An 18,222-nucleotide genomic window follows, 5' to 3' on the forward strand; every position below is an offset into this window, starting at 1 on the left:
CGTGTGTTTATTATCAGAACAGCATTCCAATAAAGGAGGGGACATCATATGTCATACAGAAAACTAGGACGTACGAGTGCACAGCGTAAAGCTATGCTTCGTGATCTTACAACTGATTTGATCATCAATGAAAGAATCGAAACAACTGAAACACGTGCGAAAGAACTTCGCTCTGTAGTTGAAAAAATGATCACGCTTGGCAAACGCGGCGATCTTCACGCTCGCCGTCAAGCTGCTGCATACATCCGCAACGAGGTTGCTAACGAAGAAAATAACCAAGATGCACTTCAAAAATTATTCTCTGACATTGCAACTCGTTACGAGGAGCGCCAAGGTGGATACACACGTATTATGAAGCTTGGTCCTCGCCGTGGTGACGGAGCACCAATGGCAATTATCGAATTGGTTTAATATCACATATTTTTGTGTATCTAAAGAAGGGCGGGACAGTTTCTAACTGGATCTATGCCCTTTTTTTAGATACTGCAACTTTTTATATAGAGAGAATAGCAGAGCGTTAGCTGAGAGGAGGCCGGTTTTCCATGAATCAAAATCAGTTGATATCGGTAGAGGATATCGTATTTCGATATCGGAAAGACGCAGAAGGACGGGCACTAGACGGCGTCTCCCTGCAGGTGTATGAGGGTGAATGGCTTGCTATTGTAGGTCATAACGGTTCAGGGAAATCAACACTGGCCCGGGCTTTGAATGGCTTAATCCTTCCTGAATCAGGCGACATTGAGGTTGCTGGGATTCAATTGACAGAGGAATCCGTTTGGGAAGTGCGTAAAAAGATTGGCATGGTCTTTCAAAATCCGGACAACCAATTTGTCGGAACGACGGTTCGCGATGATGTGGCTTTTGGTTTAGAAAACAATGGTGTACCGCGGGAAGAAATGATTGAGAGAGTAGACTGGGCAGTAAAACAGGTGAATATGCAAGATTTTCTCGATCAAGAGCCGCACCATCTCTCCGGGGGCCAAAAGCAGAGAGTTGCGATTGCGGGAGTGATTGCCGCACGTCCTGATATTATTATCTTAGATGAAGCAACATCTATGCTTGACCCGATCGGGCGAGAAGAAGTGCTTGAAACGGTAAGGCACTTAAAGGAACAGGGCATGGGCACTGTCATTTCTATCACACATGATTTAGATGAAGCAGCAAAAGCAGACCGGATCATTGTGATGAATGGCGGGAAGAAATATGCCGAAGGGACGCCTGAAGAGATTTTTAAATTGAATAAGCAACTTGTTCAAATCGGGCTTGATTTACCCTTCTCATTCCAGCTCAGCCAGCTTTTACGGAAAAATGGACTGGCGCTGGAGGAAAATCATTTGACTCAGGAAGGGCTGGTGAAAGAGCTATGGACATTACAATCAAAGATGTAGAGCATCGTTATCAGATGAAGACGCCGTTTGAGCGCCTTGCACTGTATGACATCAATGCATCGATTAAAGAAGGAAGCTATGTAGCCGTTATCGGGCATACAGGCTCTGGCAAGTCCACTCTTCTTCAGCACTTGAATGGCCTACTGAAACCGACGGAGGGACAGATTTCACTAGGCAGCACTGTTATCCAGGCAGGGAAAAAGAATAAAGAGCTGAAAGCCCTTCGTAAAAAAGTCGGAATCGTTTTCCAATTTCCTGAGCATCAATTATTCGAAGAAACAGTTCTCAAAGATATTTCGTTCGGACCTATGAATTTTGGTGTAAAAAAAGAGGCTGCTGAACAAAGAGCGAGAGAGATGCTGAAGCTCGTTGGTTTATCAGAAGAGCTTCTGGACAGATCGCCTTTTGAATTAAGCGGGGGACAAATGCGCAGAGTTGCAATTGCCGGCGTACTTGCAATGGACCCTGAAGTGCTTGTTTTGGATGAACCGACTGCTGGGTTGGATCCAAGAGGACGAAAAGAGATAATGGACATGTTTTATGAGCTTCATCAACGGGGAAACCTGACGACGATCCTTGTAACACACAGCATGGAAGACGCAGCTGCATACGCTGATGAAATGATTGTCATGCATAAAGGAACGATACAAGCTTCAGGCAGTCCGCGTGATTTGTTTTCAAAAGGTGAAGAGATGGCTGGCTGGGGGCTTGACCTTCCGGAAACGATCAAATTTCAAAGGCAGCTTGAAGCTGCACTTGGCGTCACATTTAAAGAGCCTATGCTCACAATTGAAGAGGCTGCTAGTGAAATCCGTACTCTCTTTCGGGGGGAGAAAACCTTATGATGGACAGCATGATTATCGGCAAGTATGTACCGGGCTCTTCACTTGTGCATCGGCTTGACCCCAGAACAAAACTCATCACGATCTTTTTATTTGTTTGTATCGTATTTCTGGCCAATAATGTGCAGACATATGCGTTGCTTGGATTGTTTACAATGGGTGTCGTTTCTTTAACACGAGTTCCTTTCCCTTTTTTGCTAAAAGGGTTAAAGCCAATCATCTGGATTGTCCTTTTCACGTTCCTTCTTCACATATTCATGACACACGAAGGACCGGTTCTCTTTCAATTAGGTGTTTTCAAAGTCTATGAGGGCGGTTTGGTTCAAGGGATATTTATTTCTCTTAGATTCGTTTATCTCATTTTAATCACAACCTTATTAACACTGACGACAACTCCGATTGAGATTACCGATGGAATGGAACAGCTTCTGAATCCATTTAAAAAAATAAAACTTCCTGTTCACGAGCTCGCTCTTATGATGTCCATTTCATTACGGTTTATCCCGACCTTGATGGAGGAGACAGATAAGATCATGAAGGCTCAGATGGCGAGAGGCGTTGATTTTACAAGCGGCCCTGTAAAAGACAGAGTGAAGGCGATTGTACCCCTTCTTGTCCCTCTCTTCGTCAGTGCATTCAAACGCGCTGAAGAGCTTGCGGTGGCAATGGAAGCAAGGGGTTATCAAAGCGGAGAGGGACGCACGAAATACAGAAAGCTTGTATGGACAGGAAAAGACACTTCTGTCATTGTCAGCTTGATGGTATTGGCTGCTTTGTTATTTTTGTTAAGGGCTTAGAGGTGCTGGTATGAGAATGAAATGCACGATTTCTTATGACGGACATTTGTTTTATGGTTATCAGGTTCAGCCAGGCAAACGAACGGTTCAAAACGAACTGGAGAAGGCTTTGGCTGTCCTGCATAAGTCGAAAGAAAGAATTCCGGTCGTTTCGTCAGGAAGAACAGACAGCGGGGTTCACGCAGCCGGACAGGTGATCCATTTTGATACACCACTGTCTATCCCGGCAGAGAGATGGCCGTATGCCTTAAATGCACTGCTTCCGGACGACATCGCAGTCAAACAGGCAGAAATTGCGGATGATGGGTTCCATGCACGATTTAGCGCAGTGAAAAAAGAATATCGCTACTTTGTTTACACGGAGAAACACCCGGACGTATTTAAACGGCATTACGCTTACCATTTTTCATATCACCTTAATGTGCAGAACATGAAAGAAGCGGCAACGCATCTTTTAGGGACACATGATTTTACGAGCTTTTGCGCGGTGAAAACAGAAGTACAGGACAAGGTAAGGACGATTTACGAACTTGATTGGACTGAGACGAATGACGGCCTGCAAATGCGGATCATAGGCAGTGGTTTCTTATATAATATGGTTAGAATTATAGCGGGTACTTTGCTTGATGCAGGTATTGGTAAAATTTCTCCCGATGATGTGAAATCTATGCTGGAAGCGAAGGATCGCGAAGCGGCAGGGCGCACAGCGCCGGGGCACGGGCTATATTTATGGAACGTTTGCTATGACAACTAAACCAGGTGTGTAATATTTTCTTGACAGAGTCTGCATAAAGTTATAAGATATCATATGGTATGTATTTCAACCCCACGATAAGCCCCGGAACTTATTGTGTTGTGAAATAGAACGTAATCGAAGTTTATTGAAAATGACAGATCATTTAGGAGGGAAATTCAATGCGTACAACACCTATGGCTAACGCAAGTACTATTGAACGCAAGTGGTTAGTTGTTGATGCTGCTGGCAAGACTCTAGGACGTCTTTCTACAGAAGTTGCATCTATCCTTCGCGGGAAACACAAACCAACTTATACACCGCACGTTGATACAGGAGATCATGTGATCATCATCAACGCTGAAAAAATCGAGTTAACTGGTAAAAAGTTAACTGACAAAATCTACTACCGTCACACTCAACATCCAGGCGGATTAAAATCAAGAACTGCTCTTGAAATGCGTACAAACTACCCTGAGAAAATGCTTGAGCTTGCTATCAAAGGCATGCTTCCAAAAGGTTCTCTAGGTCGTCAAATGTTCAAAAAATTGAACGTATACCGTGGTTCTGAGCATCCACATGAAGCACAAAAACCTGAAGTTTACGAACTTCGCGGTTAATTAAAAAGGAGGTTACCAATTTGGCACAGGTTCAATATTACGGTACTGGCCGTCGTAAAAGTTCTGTAGCGCGTGTGCGCTTAGTTCCAGGAGAAGGTCGTATCGTCGTTAATAATCGTGAAATCAGCGAGCACATCCCATCTCCAGCTCTAATCGAAGATATTAAACAACCATTAACTTTGACTGAAACAGCTGGTACTTATGATGTTTTAGTAAACGTACATGGAGGCGGCTTATCTGGTCAAGCTGGAGCAATCCGTCATGGTATCGCTCGTGCTTTGCTTGAAGCAGATCCAGAATACCGTGCAACACTTAAACGTGCAGGTCTTCTGACTCGTGACGCTCGTATGAAAGAACGTAAAAAATACGGTCTTAAAGGCGCTCGTCGTGCACCTCAGTTCTCAAAACGTTAATTTTACGTTTTCAAAGCTCTCAACCTTGCGTTGGGAGCTTTTTTATATGTTCAAAAAAGCAGAAGCCTGTATGAGTGCTTCTGCTTTTTGCTTTATAAAACGGCCGCTTTTTGCTGCTCGGCTTTCTCCACTAAAGTTTCGAATAGCTTCAGCATGAGCGGATACCCTTTTGTCAACATCTCTGGATGCCACTGAACCCCAAGCACAAATGTGCTGCTCTCCATTTCGATCGCTTCAATGACTTTATCTCGTGCCCGGGCAGATATGAGAAACCCAGGAGCCACATCTTTAATCGCTTGGTGATGGAACGAATTGACCAGCGCAGTATCTCCAAATACAGAATGAAGGTGCGTACCCGGTTCAATATCAATGGTATGAGTGGGTACCTCGGTATTATTGTACTGATCATGTTTAATAGAGGCATTCTCAATATAAGATAGATCCTGGTAAATAGAGCCGCCAAACGCGACATTTAAGATTTGTAACCCTCTGCAAATGGCAAATACGGGTTTGCCGGCTGCTATGGCTTTTTTTATTAGTAATTGATCAAATTCATCTCGCTCGGGAAAAACTGAACCTTGTTTAGCAAGAGGCTCCTCACCATACAGGAGGGGATTAACATCATGTCCTCCTGACATCACAAGCCCATCTATTTGCTGTATCATCTGATCGATCGTTTCTTCATCATTTATAACAGGCACGATAAAAGGGACGCCTCCCGCATCTAAAACAGATTGAACGTATGTATCATTCACATAGGCGCGCTTGTAACCTGGGAAACGCCCGCTTTGATCAATGATGATACTTCCTGATATGCCGATAACAGGTTTCATCTATAATCATTCCTTCCAACTGACTCTACTGCAGATTGCCATAAAGCTTATTAAACTGATCAGCATTATTGACAATCTCACGCTTCTCTTGTAGTATACACTATTGTTCAATTAGTTTAAATTTTAACAATTTTATATGGGGGGTTTAAAGTGAAAAAGCGGTTTATATTCAGCTTATCATTTGTGCTCATAGCAAGTATTTTCTTAGCGGCGTGCGGCAACAACGATAAAAATGATAAAGCTTCAGAGAGTAAGGGTGCATCTCGTGATACATTCACGGTTGCTTTAGAAAGTGATGTGACAACGCTTGATCCTCATGATACAAACGATAATGCCTCTTATACGGCTGAATCAGCTATTATGGAAGGCCTTTTAGGCTTTGATAAGGATAACAAAGTCATCCCCGTCCTAGCCGAAAGCTATGAGGTAAACAAAGATTCGACTGAGTTCACGTTCAAACTGAAGGAAGGAGTCAAGTTCCAAGACGGAACGGCCTTTAATGCCGAAGCGGTGAAAACGAACATTGACCGTCTTGCTGATCCTGACTCCAAGCTAAAACGACATAGTTTATTTGAGCTAGTAAAAGAAACGAAAGTAATAGATGATCATACAGTGCGTGTAACTTTAAGTAAGCCATTTGCGGCCATGATCAACAACTTTGCCCATCCGGCAGCTATGATGATCAGTCCTGATGCGATTAAAAAATATGGCGATAAAGTATCACAGCACCCGGTCGGAACAGGACCGTTTAAGTTTGAAAAATGGCAGCACGGCGAATATCTTAAATTAACTGCCAATAAAGATTACTGGAACAAGGACCTTCCAAAGGTACATAACATGGTCTTTAAGCCTGTTCCTGAAAATGGGGCACGAATTGCGATGCTTCAAACGGGAGAAGCTGATTTCATCTATCCGGTACCACCGACAGATACAAAAACGATTGAGAACACCGACGGACTATCATTGGTTACAAAGCCGTCTTTAATTGTGAAGTACTTTTCAATGAATACAATGAAAAAGCCTTTTAATGATGTGAAAGTCCGCCAGGCTATTAACTATGCAATTGATAAAGAAGCTTTCCTGAAAGTTGTATATAACGGATATGCTTCTGAAACGAAGTCATCTATTGCACCTGATACACAGTTTTACGCTGAACAAACACCATACGAATATAACATCAAAAAAGCAAAGCAGCTTTTAAAAGAAGCGGGTTATCCAAATGGGTTTGAGGCAACAATCTGGGGCGGAAACAGCTCTGATAAGGTTAAAATGATGGAATTTTATAAACAGCAGCTTGATAAAGTAGGAATTACATTAAAAACAGTTCCTATGGAAAGCGGTACAATCGGGGATAAAATCTGGGGCGTTACATATGCAAAAGATGCTGATCTGGAGCTTTATAATGGCGGATGGTCTCCGTCTACTGGTGATGCCGACTGGGGTCTTCGCCCAGTCTTTGGCGGAGAAGAAGCATTCCCGCCGAATTCTTATAACACGTCTTACTACCAAAGTGATACTGTAAACAGTCTTCTGAACCAAGCGTTACAAACTTCTGACACGGCGAAACGCAAAGAATTATATGGAAAGGCACAGCAACAGATTTGGGAAGATGCGCCATGGGTTTTCCTTGCTGTACCAGATTTAATTTATGCGAAAAAAGAAAGTGTCGATGGAGTGGTAATGCAGCCATCAGGTGTGATGGATGTTCGCGGGGCAGAAAAAAAATAATGCTGGCGCTTGGGTGACGCCCATCCAGCGTGTTCCGGAGGCAGACTCATATGGGTCAGCCTCCTTTTATTGAAGTCAAGGAGGGCGCCTAATGATAAAGTACTCAATCAAACGTTTATTACTGATGATTCCTCTCTTGTTCATTATTACTGTTATTGTCTTTATGTTCGTGCATATGATTCCCGGAGACCCTGCCCGGTTAATCGCAGGAAGTGATGCAACAATTGATGAAATCAAATTAGTTAGAGAGAAATATGGTTTAGATCAGCCTTTATATCAACAATACATCTCATATATGTCCAATCTCTTTCAAGGAGATCTAGGAACCTCTATTCAGGCAGGAAGACCTGTGGCAGAGATGCTGTCTGAGCGGTTTATGCCGACATTTTGGCTGACAGTTGTCAGCATGTTTTGGTCATTGCTATTCGGAATTCCGATCGGCTTAGTTTCAGCTGTCAAAAGAAACAAGTGGCAGGATCATGCGACAATGATTTTTGCGGTTTCTGCGATATCTATTCCTTCTTTCTGGCTGGGGCTTATGCTTATGCAGTTGTTTTCCGTTCAGTTAGGCTGGCTTCCTACAGGGGGAATGGACTCCTGGAAACATTATATTCTCCCTTCTATTACGCTAGGAGCAGGAGTCGCAGCTATAATTGCCCGCTTTACAAGATCCGCAGTCATGGATGTGTTAAAGAATGATTATATCCGGACGAGCAGAGCCAAAGGCCTGCATGAATATACGGTTCTTATGAAGCATGCCTTCAGAAATGCAATGATTCCGGTTGTCACGATGACTGGATTACAGTTCGGGTTTATGCTGAGCGGATCAATCATTACAGAAACGTTATTCAGCTGGCCTGGATTGGGGCGTCTATTAATTAATTCAATTGTGTCAAGGGATTATCCCGTTATACAAGCTGAACTTTTATTATTTTCTTTTGAATTTCTACTCATTAATTTAATCGTTGATTTGTTATATGGCTGGCTGAATCCGAAAGTACGCTACGGATCATAGGAAGGAGGATCACAAATGGAGATAAAGCATGTTGAGAAGCCGGCAAAAAGCAGCAGGTTCCATGATTTTTGGATTTCTTTTAAGAAGCAAAAGGTATCAATGATATCGGCTGTCTTTCTTTTCCTATTATTTTTTGTCGCATTATTCGGCCAGTACCTTGTGCCATATGACCCTGCAAAAGTCGATTACGGCCAATTATTTTTAAAGCCTTCAGCGGCTCATTTGGCGGGAACTGACGCATACGGGAGGGATATCTTCAGCAGAATCTTAGTAGGAGCCAGAATTTCGTTATTTGTTGGTTTGTCTTCTGTATTTTTGGGAGCTTTAGCCGGAAGTGCACTTGGCGTTATAAGCGGCTATTTTGGTAAATGGATTGATAGTTTGATTATGAGATTTTGCGATATTTTATTAGCTTTTCCGGGGATGCTACTGGCCATTGGGATTATCGCAATCCTAGGAACAGGTTTAATGAATGTAGTCTTTGCAGTTGCTATATTCAGCGTGCCTGTATTTGCGCGGATTGTTCGAAGCAGTGTGCTGGAGATGAAATCAAGCCTGTATGTGGAAGCGGCAAAATCAACAGGTGCTAAAGATACACGCATTATTCTAAAACACATTTTACCGGGTACGTTCTCAACGATTATTGTGTATTTCACAATGAGAATCGGTTCCGCTATTTTAATAGCGGCAGGACTTAGTTTTTTAGGATTAGGAGCAGATCCCTCTACTCCTGAATGGGGCGCTATGCTGAGTGATGGGCATAACTACTTAAACACAGCTCCGCATGTGACGATTTTTCCGGGACTTGCAATCTTTCTCACCGTTTTAGCTTTTAATCTGCTTGGTGACGGACTCCGGGACGCGCTTGATCCTAAGATAAAGGATTAGGAGGTAAAAGAATGAAACCGATATTAAACGTCAATCAGCTACGGACGAGCTTTTTTGTAAACGGTAAGGAAATTCCTGCAGTTGACGGAGTTGATTTTACGATAAACGAAAGTGAAATTTTGGGTATTGTAGGGGAATCCGGGAGCGGAAAAAGCGTCACCTCTTTATCCATTATGAAACTGTTAAAAGACACACCGGGAAAGATCGTTGGCGGATCAATTCATTTTGACGGCAGAGACCTCTTAGCTCTCTCAGAAAAAGAAATTCGGGAACTGAGGGGAAATGAGATCGCCATGATATTCCAAGAGCCGATGACTTCATTAAATCCTGTTCTAACGATAGGGAATCAGCTAAGAGAGGCGATTAAAAAGCACCTCAACTATTCACGCAAAAAAGCGGATCAACATGCTGTTTCAATGTTAACACAAGTCGGTATTTCAAGGGCTGATGAAATTTTACAGCAGTACCCTCACCAGTTGTCCGGAGGAATGAGACAGCGCGTCATGATCGCTATGGCCATGTCTTGTTCGCCTAAATTATTAATTGCCGATGAACCTACAACAGCGCTTGATGTAACGATTCAAGCCCAAATACTAGATGTCATGAAAGATATGCAGGAGAAACACGGCACATCGATATTGTTGATTACACATGATCTTGGCGTCATCGCTGAAACGTGTGACCGAGTGGCCGTAATGTATGCAGGGAGAATTGTAGAACAAGGTTCGGTTTATGATCTGTTTGATGATCCAAAGCATCCGTATACAAAAGGGCTGCTGGAATCCATTCCTCGAATCGGAAAGCGGCAGGAACGGTTGCATTCTATCCAAGGCAATGTTCCGATGGCAGAGGATTGGCCGTCCGGATGCAAATTTGCATCACGTTGTCCGTTTGTCTTTGATAAATGCCTGAAAAAAGAGCCGCCATTGCTAAACGTGGGGGAAGGAAGAACAAGCCGATGCTGGCTGAATGAAAATGAGGGAAAGGAGGAGCCAGCATATGAATCATGAGCCTTTAGTTGAAGTGAAACATTTGAAAAAAATCTTTTCTGATTCATCGGGCCTTTTTAAAAAATCAAAGCCCGTGAGAGCGGTGGATGATATCTCATTTACAATTAATCGCGGAGAAACTTTCGGCCTTGTCGGAGAGAGCGGATGCGGAAAGTCAACAACCGGACGGATGTTGATGAAGCTGCTGGAGCCTACAGAAGGCAGTATTCTGTTTAACGGACAGGATATTACGAAAATGAATGAGAAAGACGTTCGTAATTTGCGAAAAGACTTTCAAATGGTATTTCAAGATCCTTATGCCTCATTAAATCCCAGAATGAGAGTGAAAGAAATCATTGAAGAACCGTTGATTGTTCATGGACTCATGACTTCTTCTGAACGTGAAAGAAAAGTGCATCAACTTTTGGATACCGTGGGGCTGTCCCGTCAGCACGGCAGTCGTTTTCCGCATGAATTCAGCGGCGGGCAAAGGCAAAGAATCGGCATCGCCCGGGCTCTGGCTGTAAATCCGAAGCTGATTATTGCAGATGAGGCTGTTTCCGCACTCGATGTATCGATTCAGTCGCAGATACTGAATTTGATGAAAGACCTGCAGAAGGAATTTGGTTTAACTTATTTGTTTATAGCACATGATTTAAGTGTTGTTGATTTTATAAGCGACCGTATTGGTGTGATGTATCTTGGGAAACTGGTTGAAGTTGGAGATCGCGATTCAATTATACAGAATCCGAAGCATCCGTATACAAAAGCGCTGCTTTCAGCTGTCCCGATCCCTGACCCGCATCGCAGAAAGGAACGCATTGAGCTTAAAGGTGATTTGCCTAGTCCTTCGAATCCGCCGGCCGGCTGTCCGTTTCATACCAGATGCCCTGCTGTCATGGATCAATGCAAAACAGAGATGCCAATGCTAAGCAATATGTCTGAGCAGCATCAAGTATTTTGCCACTTATATGATTCAAAAAAATGATATGATAGTCACTAGCCAAAAAAATCACATCTCCTTTGTGGTTTTTTTGCGTTTTTATGAACTTTTTTCTAAATATGCAAAGGGAAAGCGATATCAATCTAGAAATATTTGTTATACTCTATACATTAAAGTAAGGAGAACGATTCATGAATGCGTTAGTAGATCATAATAGCAAAGCCTGGGATCAAAAAGTAGAAACAGGCAATGAATGGACTGTTGCTGTTGAGCAGCATGTCATTGAACAAGCGAAAAAAGGCAATTGGGATATAAGGGTAACACCAATGAAAGATGTACCGAGAGATTGGTTTCCCCCTGTCAATGGGCTGAAAGTGCTCTGTTTAGCATCAGGTGGCGGCCAGCAGGGCCCGATTTTGGCAGCCGCAGGAGCGGATGTCACTGTATTAGATAACTCGGAAAAGCAGTTGGATCAGGATAGAATAGTTGCTGAGCGTGATGATCTTAGGATACATACTGTCAAAGGAAGTATGGACGACCTCAGTCAATTTCAGGATGAATCATTCGATGTCATTGTACATCCTGTTGCCAATGTTTTTGTTGAGAATGTCCTCCCGGTCTGGAAAGAAGCGCACCGTGTGCTAAAAAGAAACGGCACTCTAATCTCAGGTTTTGTCAATCCTGTCGTATTTCTGTTTGATGTAGAGTTAGAACAGCAAGGTATTTTAAAAGTAAAACACTCTATTCCATATGCCGACTCAGAAGATCTTCCAAAACATAAAGTAAAAAAACTGATTGAGAATAATGAAGCTCTAGAATTCGGCCATTCGTTAGAAGACCAAATCAAGGGCCAAATTGATGCCGGTTTTATTGTCACTGGTTTTTATGAAGATAAAGGCGGTTTTGTATTGGACCAGTATATTCATACATATTCTGCAACAAGAAGTGTGAAAGTATGAAAAGCAGCGACCTGTTAGAGGGGCTGCTTTTATAATGCTTATTGGCAGAACGTTCGTTCCCTCACCTGCGGAAAGCTGCTAAATCCTCTTCCTTTTATCAATCCCTGCACCTTCATTTGGGCGAATTTCCAACCGAATTCGGGCATGGTATCACGATTGAAACCTCAAAATAACCGGTAAAAGGAGAGTGAATTTGTATGGCAGAGGTACTGTCTTTTATGGATGTGAAACGCCAAAAGGATTATGAATTAGAAAAGAACTTGCTCAAAGAACTCTCTCTGAGACAAATTATTCTGTCTGTTAAGGACTGTTTGGAACCATTATTCCCATTTTTACATGATGAAAGAGATATTATCAGCGAAGGCTGTATTGATTTTGCGATAGAAGCTTATTTGTTGGGTGGGCGTTTTGGGATTTTCGGCTACTACGGAGAATCCATGCAGAGCATCAGTGCCCGCTCAGCAAGTGAAGAAGAAGAGCTGCGTATGGAGTTTTTTGATTATCTCTATAATTGGATACACGAGCAATACGCAACTTTTGATAAAAATACGGTTTATGAAGCAGCGCGAAAGTTCATTAAAGACTGGTGGACACAGGGAGTTGTCCAAAGAGAAAAACAGTGTAAGCTTCGCATGCGATAATCATAATTCCCGGCCCTGTCCCATAGTTATGTAGTAACGGACAAGCGGGAGGGGAAGGCATGAGGAAAAAGCTTAAATGGCTCGGTTTTTTGCTAGGCTTCATCGTTTTACTATTTCTATTCAAGTATCAGTTCAGCAATAACGATTCATGGAAGCCGTGGAGTCTGCCCCTGAGCGGGAAAATTATTTATCTGGACCCCGGTCATGGAGGTCCTGACGGAGGAGCAGTCGGCGGAAAGCTGTTAGAGAAAGATGTAACGCTTGAAGTGGCCTTTAGAGTCAGGGACTACCTTCAGCAACAAGGGGCGCTTGTCATCATGACTAGGGAGAGTGATGTCGATCTCGCTCCAGAAGGAACGAAGGGCTATAGCAGGAGAAAAGCGGAAGACCTAAGACAGCGAGTCAAATTAATAAACCATTCAGAGGCTGAACTCTATATCAGCATTCATCTCAATGCGATTCCATCGCAAAAGTGGAGCGGAGCCCAAAGCTTTTATTTCGGGAAATATGCAGAAAATGAAAAAGTCGCAAAATACATTCAGGATGAATTGAGACGAAATCTGGAAAACACAACCCGAAAAGCAAAGCGGATTCATGGTGTCTACTTAATGCAAAACGTCACCAAACCCGGAGCACTTATAGAAGTCGGGTTTTTATCTAATCCAAGTGAAGCAAAGCTGCTCGGAAAATCGAAATATCAGGACAAGGTGGCATCTTCCATATATAAAGGCATTTTGCGATATTACACGGAAAAAGGAAACCCTCCAGAGTAAAGGAGGGTTTTCTTATGGTTTCAAGCATAAGACACCTGCTATTTATGTATGATATAATAATGCCTGAAAACGAATACACAAAAGGGTGAGGTTCGATGATAAGAGAAGATGAAGTAAGAAAACTAGTCGGTGAAATGCGCGAACCTTTTCTTCAAAGACCTCTGGGAGAATTGGATGCCGTAAAGGAAATTAAAATAAAGCCTGAAAAACGGCATATCAGTGTAAAAGTCGCTCTTGCAAAGACCGGGACTGCAGAGCAAATGCAGATTCAGCAAGAGATCGTAAACGTCTTAAAAGGGGCAGGCGCCGAGACGGTCGGCCTTCGATTTGAAGAGCTTCCTGAGGAAACGATTGCTAAGTTCCGTGCGCCGTCAGCTGAGAAAAAAACATTGCTAAATATGGATAATCCGCCAGTCTTTCTAGCTGTAGCAAGCGGAAAGGGCGGCGTAGGCAAGTCAACTGTGTCAGTAAACCTTGCTATTTCTCTTGCTCGTCTTGGGAAAAAGGTTGGTTTAATTGATGCGGATATTTATGGCTTCAGTGTGCCTGATATGATGGGCATCACTGTGCGTCCGACTATTGAAGGAGAGAAACTTCTTCCTGTTGAACGCTTCGGGGTAAAGGTGATGTCGATGGGCTTCTTCGTAGAAGAAAATGCTCCGGTCGTATGGAGAGGGCCAATGCTTGGCAAAATGCTGAACAACTTTTTCCATGAAGTAGAGTGGGGAGAAGTAGACTATATTGTTCTTGATCTTCCGCCTGGAACAGGGGACGTTGCTCTCGATGTACATACAATGCTTCCGAGCTGCAAAGAAATCATCGTATCAACGCCGCATCCTACAGCTGCTTTTGTCGCGGCTAGAGCGGGTTCTATGGCCATTAAAACTGATCATGAAGTCGTTGGCGTCATAGAGAACATGGCTTATTACGAAAGCGCTAAGACAGGAGAAAGAGAGTATGTCTTTGGTAAAGGCGGCGGAGATAAACTAGCTGAGGAATTGAATGTGCCTTTGCTTGGCAGAATCCCGTTGAAACAGCCTGAATGGGATAAGGAACAATTTGCTCCTTCTGTATATGACAAAAGCCATCCTATAGGAGAAATATATCAGGACATCGCTAAAAAAATAGATGCGAAAATGTCAGTGCAAGTATAAAAAAAGGCGAACCGGGATTCTGAATCCCGGCTTTCCCTTTATTCGCTTTCTTTAGCCGTTTCTTTTGCTGCTTTTTTCAGCTCATCTTCGAACTGTTTTTTGTAAAGCGGACTAGAAAGCGTTTCGTTAATAACCTCTTCTAAGTAACTGCGGAATTCTTGGCTTTTTGCCAATTGGCTGTACTTTTTATTCATGCCTGGATCCTGCATGACGTCCATCAACATCTTCTGGTAATCCGGGTCCTTCATCAATTTTTTAATCACTTTTTCATGCTCTTTCTGAAGGGTTTTCGAAAAGCCTTCGGCAAAATCAGTGTCTTCAAAGATGTTTTTCCAAAATTCTTCACCCTTTTTAGAGGTGAGTGTTTTTTCTATCGTTCCTTTAATCGCATCTTGGTCAATCACCAGTGCTTCATTCATCGCATCATCGTTTAATAATTCCTTAATGGCTTTCTTTCCATCATCAGTTTTTAATATATCAACAACCATTTTTTTGGTCTGATCATAGTCCATATCCGCTGCTTGGTCTTTTGGAGCACAAGCTGTTACAGATAATAACAAAAAACAGCTCATCAATAGCGTTTTGGCTTTTGACATGCTTAAGCTCCTTTCACATACTTGTCTTACTTTTAATATGATTCATCTCTTTGGAATTATACATAACAAAATATCGCGGTATGCGATTTTTGAGGGGTTGATTAAAGAAATGAAAAGCCGTGGTTTGGTTCGTTTTTTCTTTTCTATATTAGCTGTCGGAGCGGTTATCACGAGTATTGTGGGTTTTGCTTTAAAGTGGGGAGAATATAAGGGGCTGTTTCTTGCCTTCGAAGCGGGGCAGATTTTTTCTGTTTTGTTCTGGTTTGTCGGGGTAGGCATGATTTTTAGTGTGATTAGCCAAATGGGTTTCTTCGTGTTTTTAACAGTTCACCGGTTTGCGCTTGAGATATTAAGATCATCATCCTTATGGAATTTACTTCAGTTGTTTTTCATCTTGTTTGTAGCTTTTGATTTAATGTATGTGCGGTTCTTATTTTTTGGAGAAAGCGGAGAATCGCTGGCTGGCTATGCGTGGTTACCAATATTTTTACTGATCTTTGGGGTGGTAACAGCTTATATAAAGCAAAAGCAGTCCTCTAAGAAAACGTTTGTGTCATCGTTGTTTTTAATGGTTGTGATTACTGCATTAGAATGGTTTCCTGCGTTAAGAGTAAATGATGAGGACTGGCTTTATTTAATGCTTTTTCCGTTAATGGCGTGTAATGCTTTCCAATTGCTGATGCTGCCGAGGTTTGCAGCGAAGTAATTACTTTATCTCTGAGGATTTGGCATCAGAATTTGCAATGAGATCACCTACGGTTACATTTTTTAACCCTTTTTCTTTTAGCTGATGGATGATATCAGGCAACGCTTCTTCTGTTTGTTTTGCCGAGTCGGAGGCGTGTAAAAGAACAATGTCTCCTCCGGAAACCTGCTTGGTCACATTATCGATAATTATTTCAACCCCGGGATTAGTCCAATCCTGAGAGTTTATACTATAATGAACAACCGTATAATTGTATTGCTTAGCGACCGTTAGTACATTCTTATTGAACTGTCCGGTAGGGGGTCTTAATAGCTGTATGTCTTTGACCCCTAACTTTTCAAAGGCAGTTTGCGCACGGTTAATGTCCTTTTTTATTTCGCTGCTCTCTAAATTGGCATAGTTTTTATAAGCATAGCCCATGCTCCCTATTTGATGGCCGTCCTTTACGATACGCGCTACTGTGTCGGGGTGGCGTTCAGCCCAGGAAGCGGAAAGAAAAAACGTCGCATTTCTAATTCCATTTGCTTTCAGAGTATTAAGTATAGGTTCTGCTTTTTTATCACCCCAGCTGATATCAAAAGTAAGGGCAACGTCTTTCGAATCTGTTTCTCCTTTATAAATGGCTTTAGGTCCGGTGTCAGTTGAAAACACGGGAAGCGGAACAGCTCTTTGGATATAAAAAAAGCTGGCTGCTGCAAATGCGGCGATAAGTATAATGATAAATTGTTTCACTCGTTTAATGTGCCACACATAGAAGTGATTCACTGAGATGCCTCCTTATCTTGTCCATCATTCTTGTACTACATCTTATGAGCAGAGCCAATTGAATATAACCGTTAAAATGTCTCTTTGTATAAAGCTAAATTAGGTGTTGACCTTTTGATAATATCCGTGATATATTATTATTCGTCGCTGATAAGCCAGCCGACAACAATTAAAAGCTTCATTAAATGCTTTGAAAAAAGTTATTGACTTACAAGAAGCTGAATGTTATAGTAATAAAGCTGCTTCGTTAAGCGGCAGTAATGATCTTTGAAAACTAAACAAGACAAAACGTACCTGTTAATTCATTTTTTTATAAATCGCACAGCGATGTGCGTAGTCAGTCAAACTTTTATCGGAGAGTTTGATCCTGGCTCAGGACGAACGCTGGCGGCGTGCCTAATACATGCAAGTCGAGCGGACAGATGGGAGCTTGCTCCCTGATGTTAGCGGCGGACGGGTGAGTAACACGTGGGTAACCTGCCTGTAAGACTGGGATAACTCCGGGAAACCGGGGCTAATACCGGATGCTTGTTTGAACCGCATGGTTCAAACATAAAAGGTGGCTTCGGCTACCACTTACAGATGGACCCGCGGCGCATTAGCTAGTTGGTGAGGTAATGGCTCACCAAGGCAACGATGCGTAGCCGACCTGAGAGGGTGATCGGCCACACTGGGACTGAGACACGGCCCAGACTCCTACGGGAGGCAGCAGTAGGGAATCTTCCGCAATGGACGAAAGTCTGACGGAGCAACGCCGCGTGAGTGATGAAGGTTTTCGGATCGTAAAGCTCTGTTGTTAGGGAAGAACAAGTGCCGTTCGAATAGGGCGGCACCTTGACGGTACCTAACCAGAAAGCCACGGCTAACTACGTGCCAGCAGCCGCGGTAATACGTAGGTGGCAAGCGTTGTCCGGAATTATTGGGCGTAAAGGGCTCGCAGGCGGTTTCTTAAGTCTGATGTGAAAGCCCCCGGCTCAACCGGGGAGGGTCATTGGAAACTGGGGAACTTGAGTGCAGAAGAGGAGAGTGGAATTCCACGTGTAGCGGTGAAATGCGTAGAGATGTGGAGGAACACCAGTGGCGAAGGCGACTCTCTGGTCTGTAACTGACGCTGAGGAGCGAAAGCGTGGGGAGCGAACAGGATTAGATACCCTGGTAGTCCACGCCGTAAACGATGAGTGCTAAGTGTTAGGGGGTTTCCGCCCCTTAGTGCTGCAGCTAACGCATTAAGCACTCCGCCTGGGGAGTACGGTCGCAAGACTGAAACTCAAAGGAATTGACGGGGGCCCGCACAAGCGGTGGAGCATGTGGTTTAATTCGAAGCAACGCGAAGAACCTTACCAGGTCTTGACATCCTCTGACAATCCTAGAGATAGGACGTCCCCTTCGGGGGCAGAGTGACAGGTGGTGCATGGTTGTCGTCAGCTCGTGTCGTGAGA

20 protein-coding genes and 1 rRNA gene (1 of these 21 running past the window's edge) are annotated in these 18,222 nt (G+C 43.2%); 18 read left to right on the forward strand and 3 right to left on the reverse strand.

Annotation, left to right across the window (positions count from 1 at the left end):
- Nucleotides 1-48 precede the first annotated feature (48 nt).
- The 7 genes from rplQ (at nt 49) to rpsI (ending at nt 4,793) form a co-directional block, all read left to right on the forward strand.
- The gene (rplQ, locus tag M1D98_RS00865; protein ID WP_003225836.1) at nt 49-411 is read left to right on the forward strand and encodes a 50S ribosomal protein L17; all 363 of its coding nucleotides are present in this window, start codon (nt 49-51) and stop codon (nt 409-411) included.
- Between the two features lie 131 nt (nt 412-542).
- Nucleotides 543-1,388, forward strand: coding sequence for an energy-coupling factor ABC transporter ATP-binding protein (locus M1D98_RS00870; protein WP_129550802.1), 846 nt, complete (start codon nt 543-545; stop codon nt 1,386-1,388).
- Nucleotides 1,364-2,233 carry an energy-coupling factor ABC transporter ATP-binding protein gene (locus tag M1D98_RS00875; protein WP_129550801.1) on the forward strand — a complete coding sequence of 290 codons (870 nt, stop codon included), beginning with the start codon at nt 1,364-1,366 and terminating at the stop codon, nt 2,231-2,233. The genes M1D98_RS00870 and M1D98_RS00875 overlap by 25 nt, the downstream gene beginning before the upstream one ends.
- Nucleotides 2,230-3,027, forward strand: a complete 798-nt coding sequence (locus tag M1D98_RS00880; protein WP_039076403.1) for an energy-coupling factor transporter transmembrane component T family protein — start codon at nt 2,230-2,232, stop codon at nt 3,025-3,027. Before M1D98_RS00875 ends, M1D98_RS00880 begins: the two co-directional genes overlap by 4 nt.
- 10 nt (nt 3,028-3,037) lie before the next feature.
- Entirely contained in the window at nt 3,038-3,781 is a 744-nt protein-coding gene (gene truA / locus M1D98_RS00885) for a tRNA pseudouridine(38-40) synthase TruA (protein ID WP_100739324.1), read from the forward strand.
- Nucleotides 3,782-3,942: 161 nt separating this feature from the next.
- Nucleotides 3,943-4,380 carry a 50S ribosomal protein L13 gene (rplM, locus tag M1D98_RS00890; protein ID WP_003225844.1) on the forward strand — a complete coding sequence of 146 codons (438 nt, stop codon included), beginning with the start codon at nt 3,943-3,945 and terminating at the stop codon, nt 4,378-4,380.
- Nucleotides 4,381-4,400: 20 nt separating this feature from the next.
- Nucleotides 4,401-4,793: a 30S ribosomal protein S9 gene (gene rpsI / locus M1D98_RS00895; RefSeq protein ID WP_003225846.1), complete on the forward strand. Its 393-nt coding sequence runs from the start codon at nt 4,401-4,403 to the stop codon at nt 4,791-4,793.
- Nucleotides 4,794-4,885: 92 nt separating this feature from the next.
- Here rpsI and M1D98_RS00900 read toward each other — a convergent pair whose 3' ends face one another.
- On the reverse strand, nt 4,886-5,626 hold the full coding sequence (locus M1D98_RS00900) for a gamma-glutamyl-gamma-aminobutyrate hydrolase family protein (RefSeq protein ID WP_268559651.1): 741 nt from the start codon (nt 5,624-5,626) through the stop codon (nt 4,886-4,888).
- Between the two features lie 150 nt (nt 5,627-5,776).
- Here M1D98_RS00900 and M1D98_RS00905 point away from each other — a divergent pair, with 150 nt between their 5' ends.
- The 9 genes from M1D98_RS00905 (at nt 5,777) to salA (ending at nt 14,716) form a co-directional block, all read left to right on the forward strand.
- Nucleotides 5,777-7,354: a glutathione ABC transporter substrate-binding protein gene (locus M1D98_RS00905; protein WP_121641719.1), complete on the forward strand. Its 1,578-nt coding sequence runs from the start codon at nt 5,777-5,779 to the stop codon at nt 7,352-7,354.
- Between the two features lie 91 nt (nt 7,355-7,445).
- Nucleotides 7,446-8,369, forward strand: a complete 924-nt coding sequence (gene gsiC / locus M1D98_RS00910; protein ID WP_039076407.1) for a glutathione ABC transporter permease GsiC — start codon at nt 7,446-7,448, stop codon at nt 8,367-8,369.
- A gap of 15 nt (nt 8,370-8,384) precedes the next feature.
- Nucleotides 8,385-9,257 (forward strand): ABC transporter permease subunit, encoded by an 873-nt coding sequence (locus M1D98_RS00915; protein WP_121641720.1) that lies wholly within the window; start codon nt 8,385-8,387, stop codon nt 9,255-9,257.
- Nucleotides 9,258-9,268: 11 nt separating this feature from the next.
- Nucleotides 9,269-10,267, forward strand: coding sequence for an ABC transporter ATP-binding protein (locus M1D98_RS00920; RefSeq protein WP_121641721.1), 999 nt, complete (start codon nt 9,269-9,271; stop codon nt 10,265-10,267).
- Nucleotides 10,257-11,234 carry an ABC transporter ATP-binding protein gene (locus M1D98_RS00925; protein WP_121641722.1) on the forward strand — a complete coding sequence of 326 codons (978 nt, stop codon included), beginning with the start codon at nt 10,257-10,259 and terminating at the stop codon, nt 11,232-11,234. Before M1D98_RS00920 ends, M1D98_RS00925 begins: the two co-directional genes overlap by 11 nt.
- Nucleotides 11,235-11,380: 146 nt before the next feature.
- Nucleotides 11,381-12,148 carry a class I SAM-dependent methyltransferase gene (locus M1D98_RS00930; protein WP_121641723.1) on the forward strand — a complete coding sequence of 256 codons (768 nt, stop codon included), beginning with the start codon at nt 11,381-11,383 and terminating at the stop codon, nt 12,146-12,148.
- Between the two features lie 197 nt (nt 12,149-12,345).
- On the forward strand, nt 12,346-12,789 hold the full coding sequence (locus M1D98_RS00935) for a YbaK family protein (RefSeq protein WP_121641724.1): 444 nt from the start codon (nt 12,346-12,348) through the stop codon (nt 12,787-12,789).
- Nucleotides 12,790-12,848: 59 nt separating this feature from the next.
- Nucleotides 12,849-13,562, forward strand: a complete 714-nt coding sequence (cwlD, locus tag M1D98_RS00940) for an N-acetylmuramoyl-L-alanine amidase CwlD (RefSeq protein ID WP_121641725.1) — start codon at nt 12,849-12,851, stop codon at nt 13,560-13,562.
- A gap of 95 nt (nt 13,563-13,657) precedes the next feature.
- The gene (gene salA / locus M1D98_RS00945) at nt 13,658-14,716 is read left to right on the forward strand and encodes an iron-sulfur carrier protein/transcriptional regulator SalA (RefSeq protein WP_268559652.1); all 1,059 of its coding nucleotides are present in this window, start codon (nt 13,658-13,660) and stop codon (nt 14,714-14,716) included.
- Nucleotides 14,717-14,754: 38 nt separating this feature from the next.
- Here salA and gerD read toward each other — a convergent pair whose 3' ends face one another.
- On the reverse strand, nt 14,755-15,312 hold the full coding sequence (gene gerD, locus M1D98_RS00950; RefSeq protein ID WP_100739315.1) for a spore germination lipoprotein GerD: 558 nt from the start codon (nt 15,310-15,312) through the stop codon (nt 14,755-14,757).
- Nucleotides 15,313-15,421: 109 nt separating this feature from the next.
- Between gerD and kbaA the strand changes: the two genes are divergently transcribed.
- A complete protein-coding gene (gene kbaA, locus M1D98_RS00955; protein WP_121641726.1) occupies nt 15,422-16,018 on the forward strand; it encodes a KinB-signaling pathway activation protein in 597 nt (198 codons plus the stop codon).
- Here the strand turns inward: kbaA and pdaB are convergent, their stop codons facing one another.
- A complete protein-coding gene (pdaB, locus tag M1D98_RS00960) occupies nt 16,019-16,783 on the reverse strand; it encodes a polysaccharide deacetylase family sporulation protein PdaB (RefSeq protein ID WP_456279903.1) in 765 nt (254 codons plus the stop codon).
- Nucleotides 16,784-17,132: 349 nt separating this feature from the next.
- Here pdaB and M1D98_RS00965 point away from each other — a divergent pair.
- Nucleotides 17,133-18,222: ribosomal RNA gene (locus M1D98_RS00965) — 16S ribosomal RNA — on the forward strand (it continues 460 nt past the right edge of the window).

It is taken from the genome of Bacillus sp. K7, from assembly GCF_053903245.1.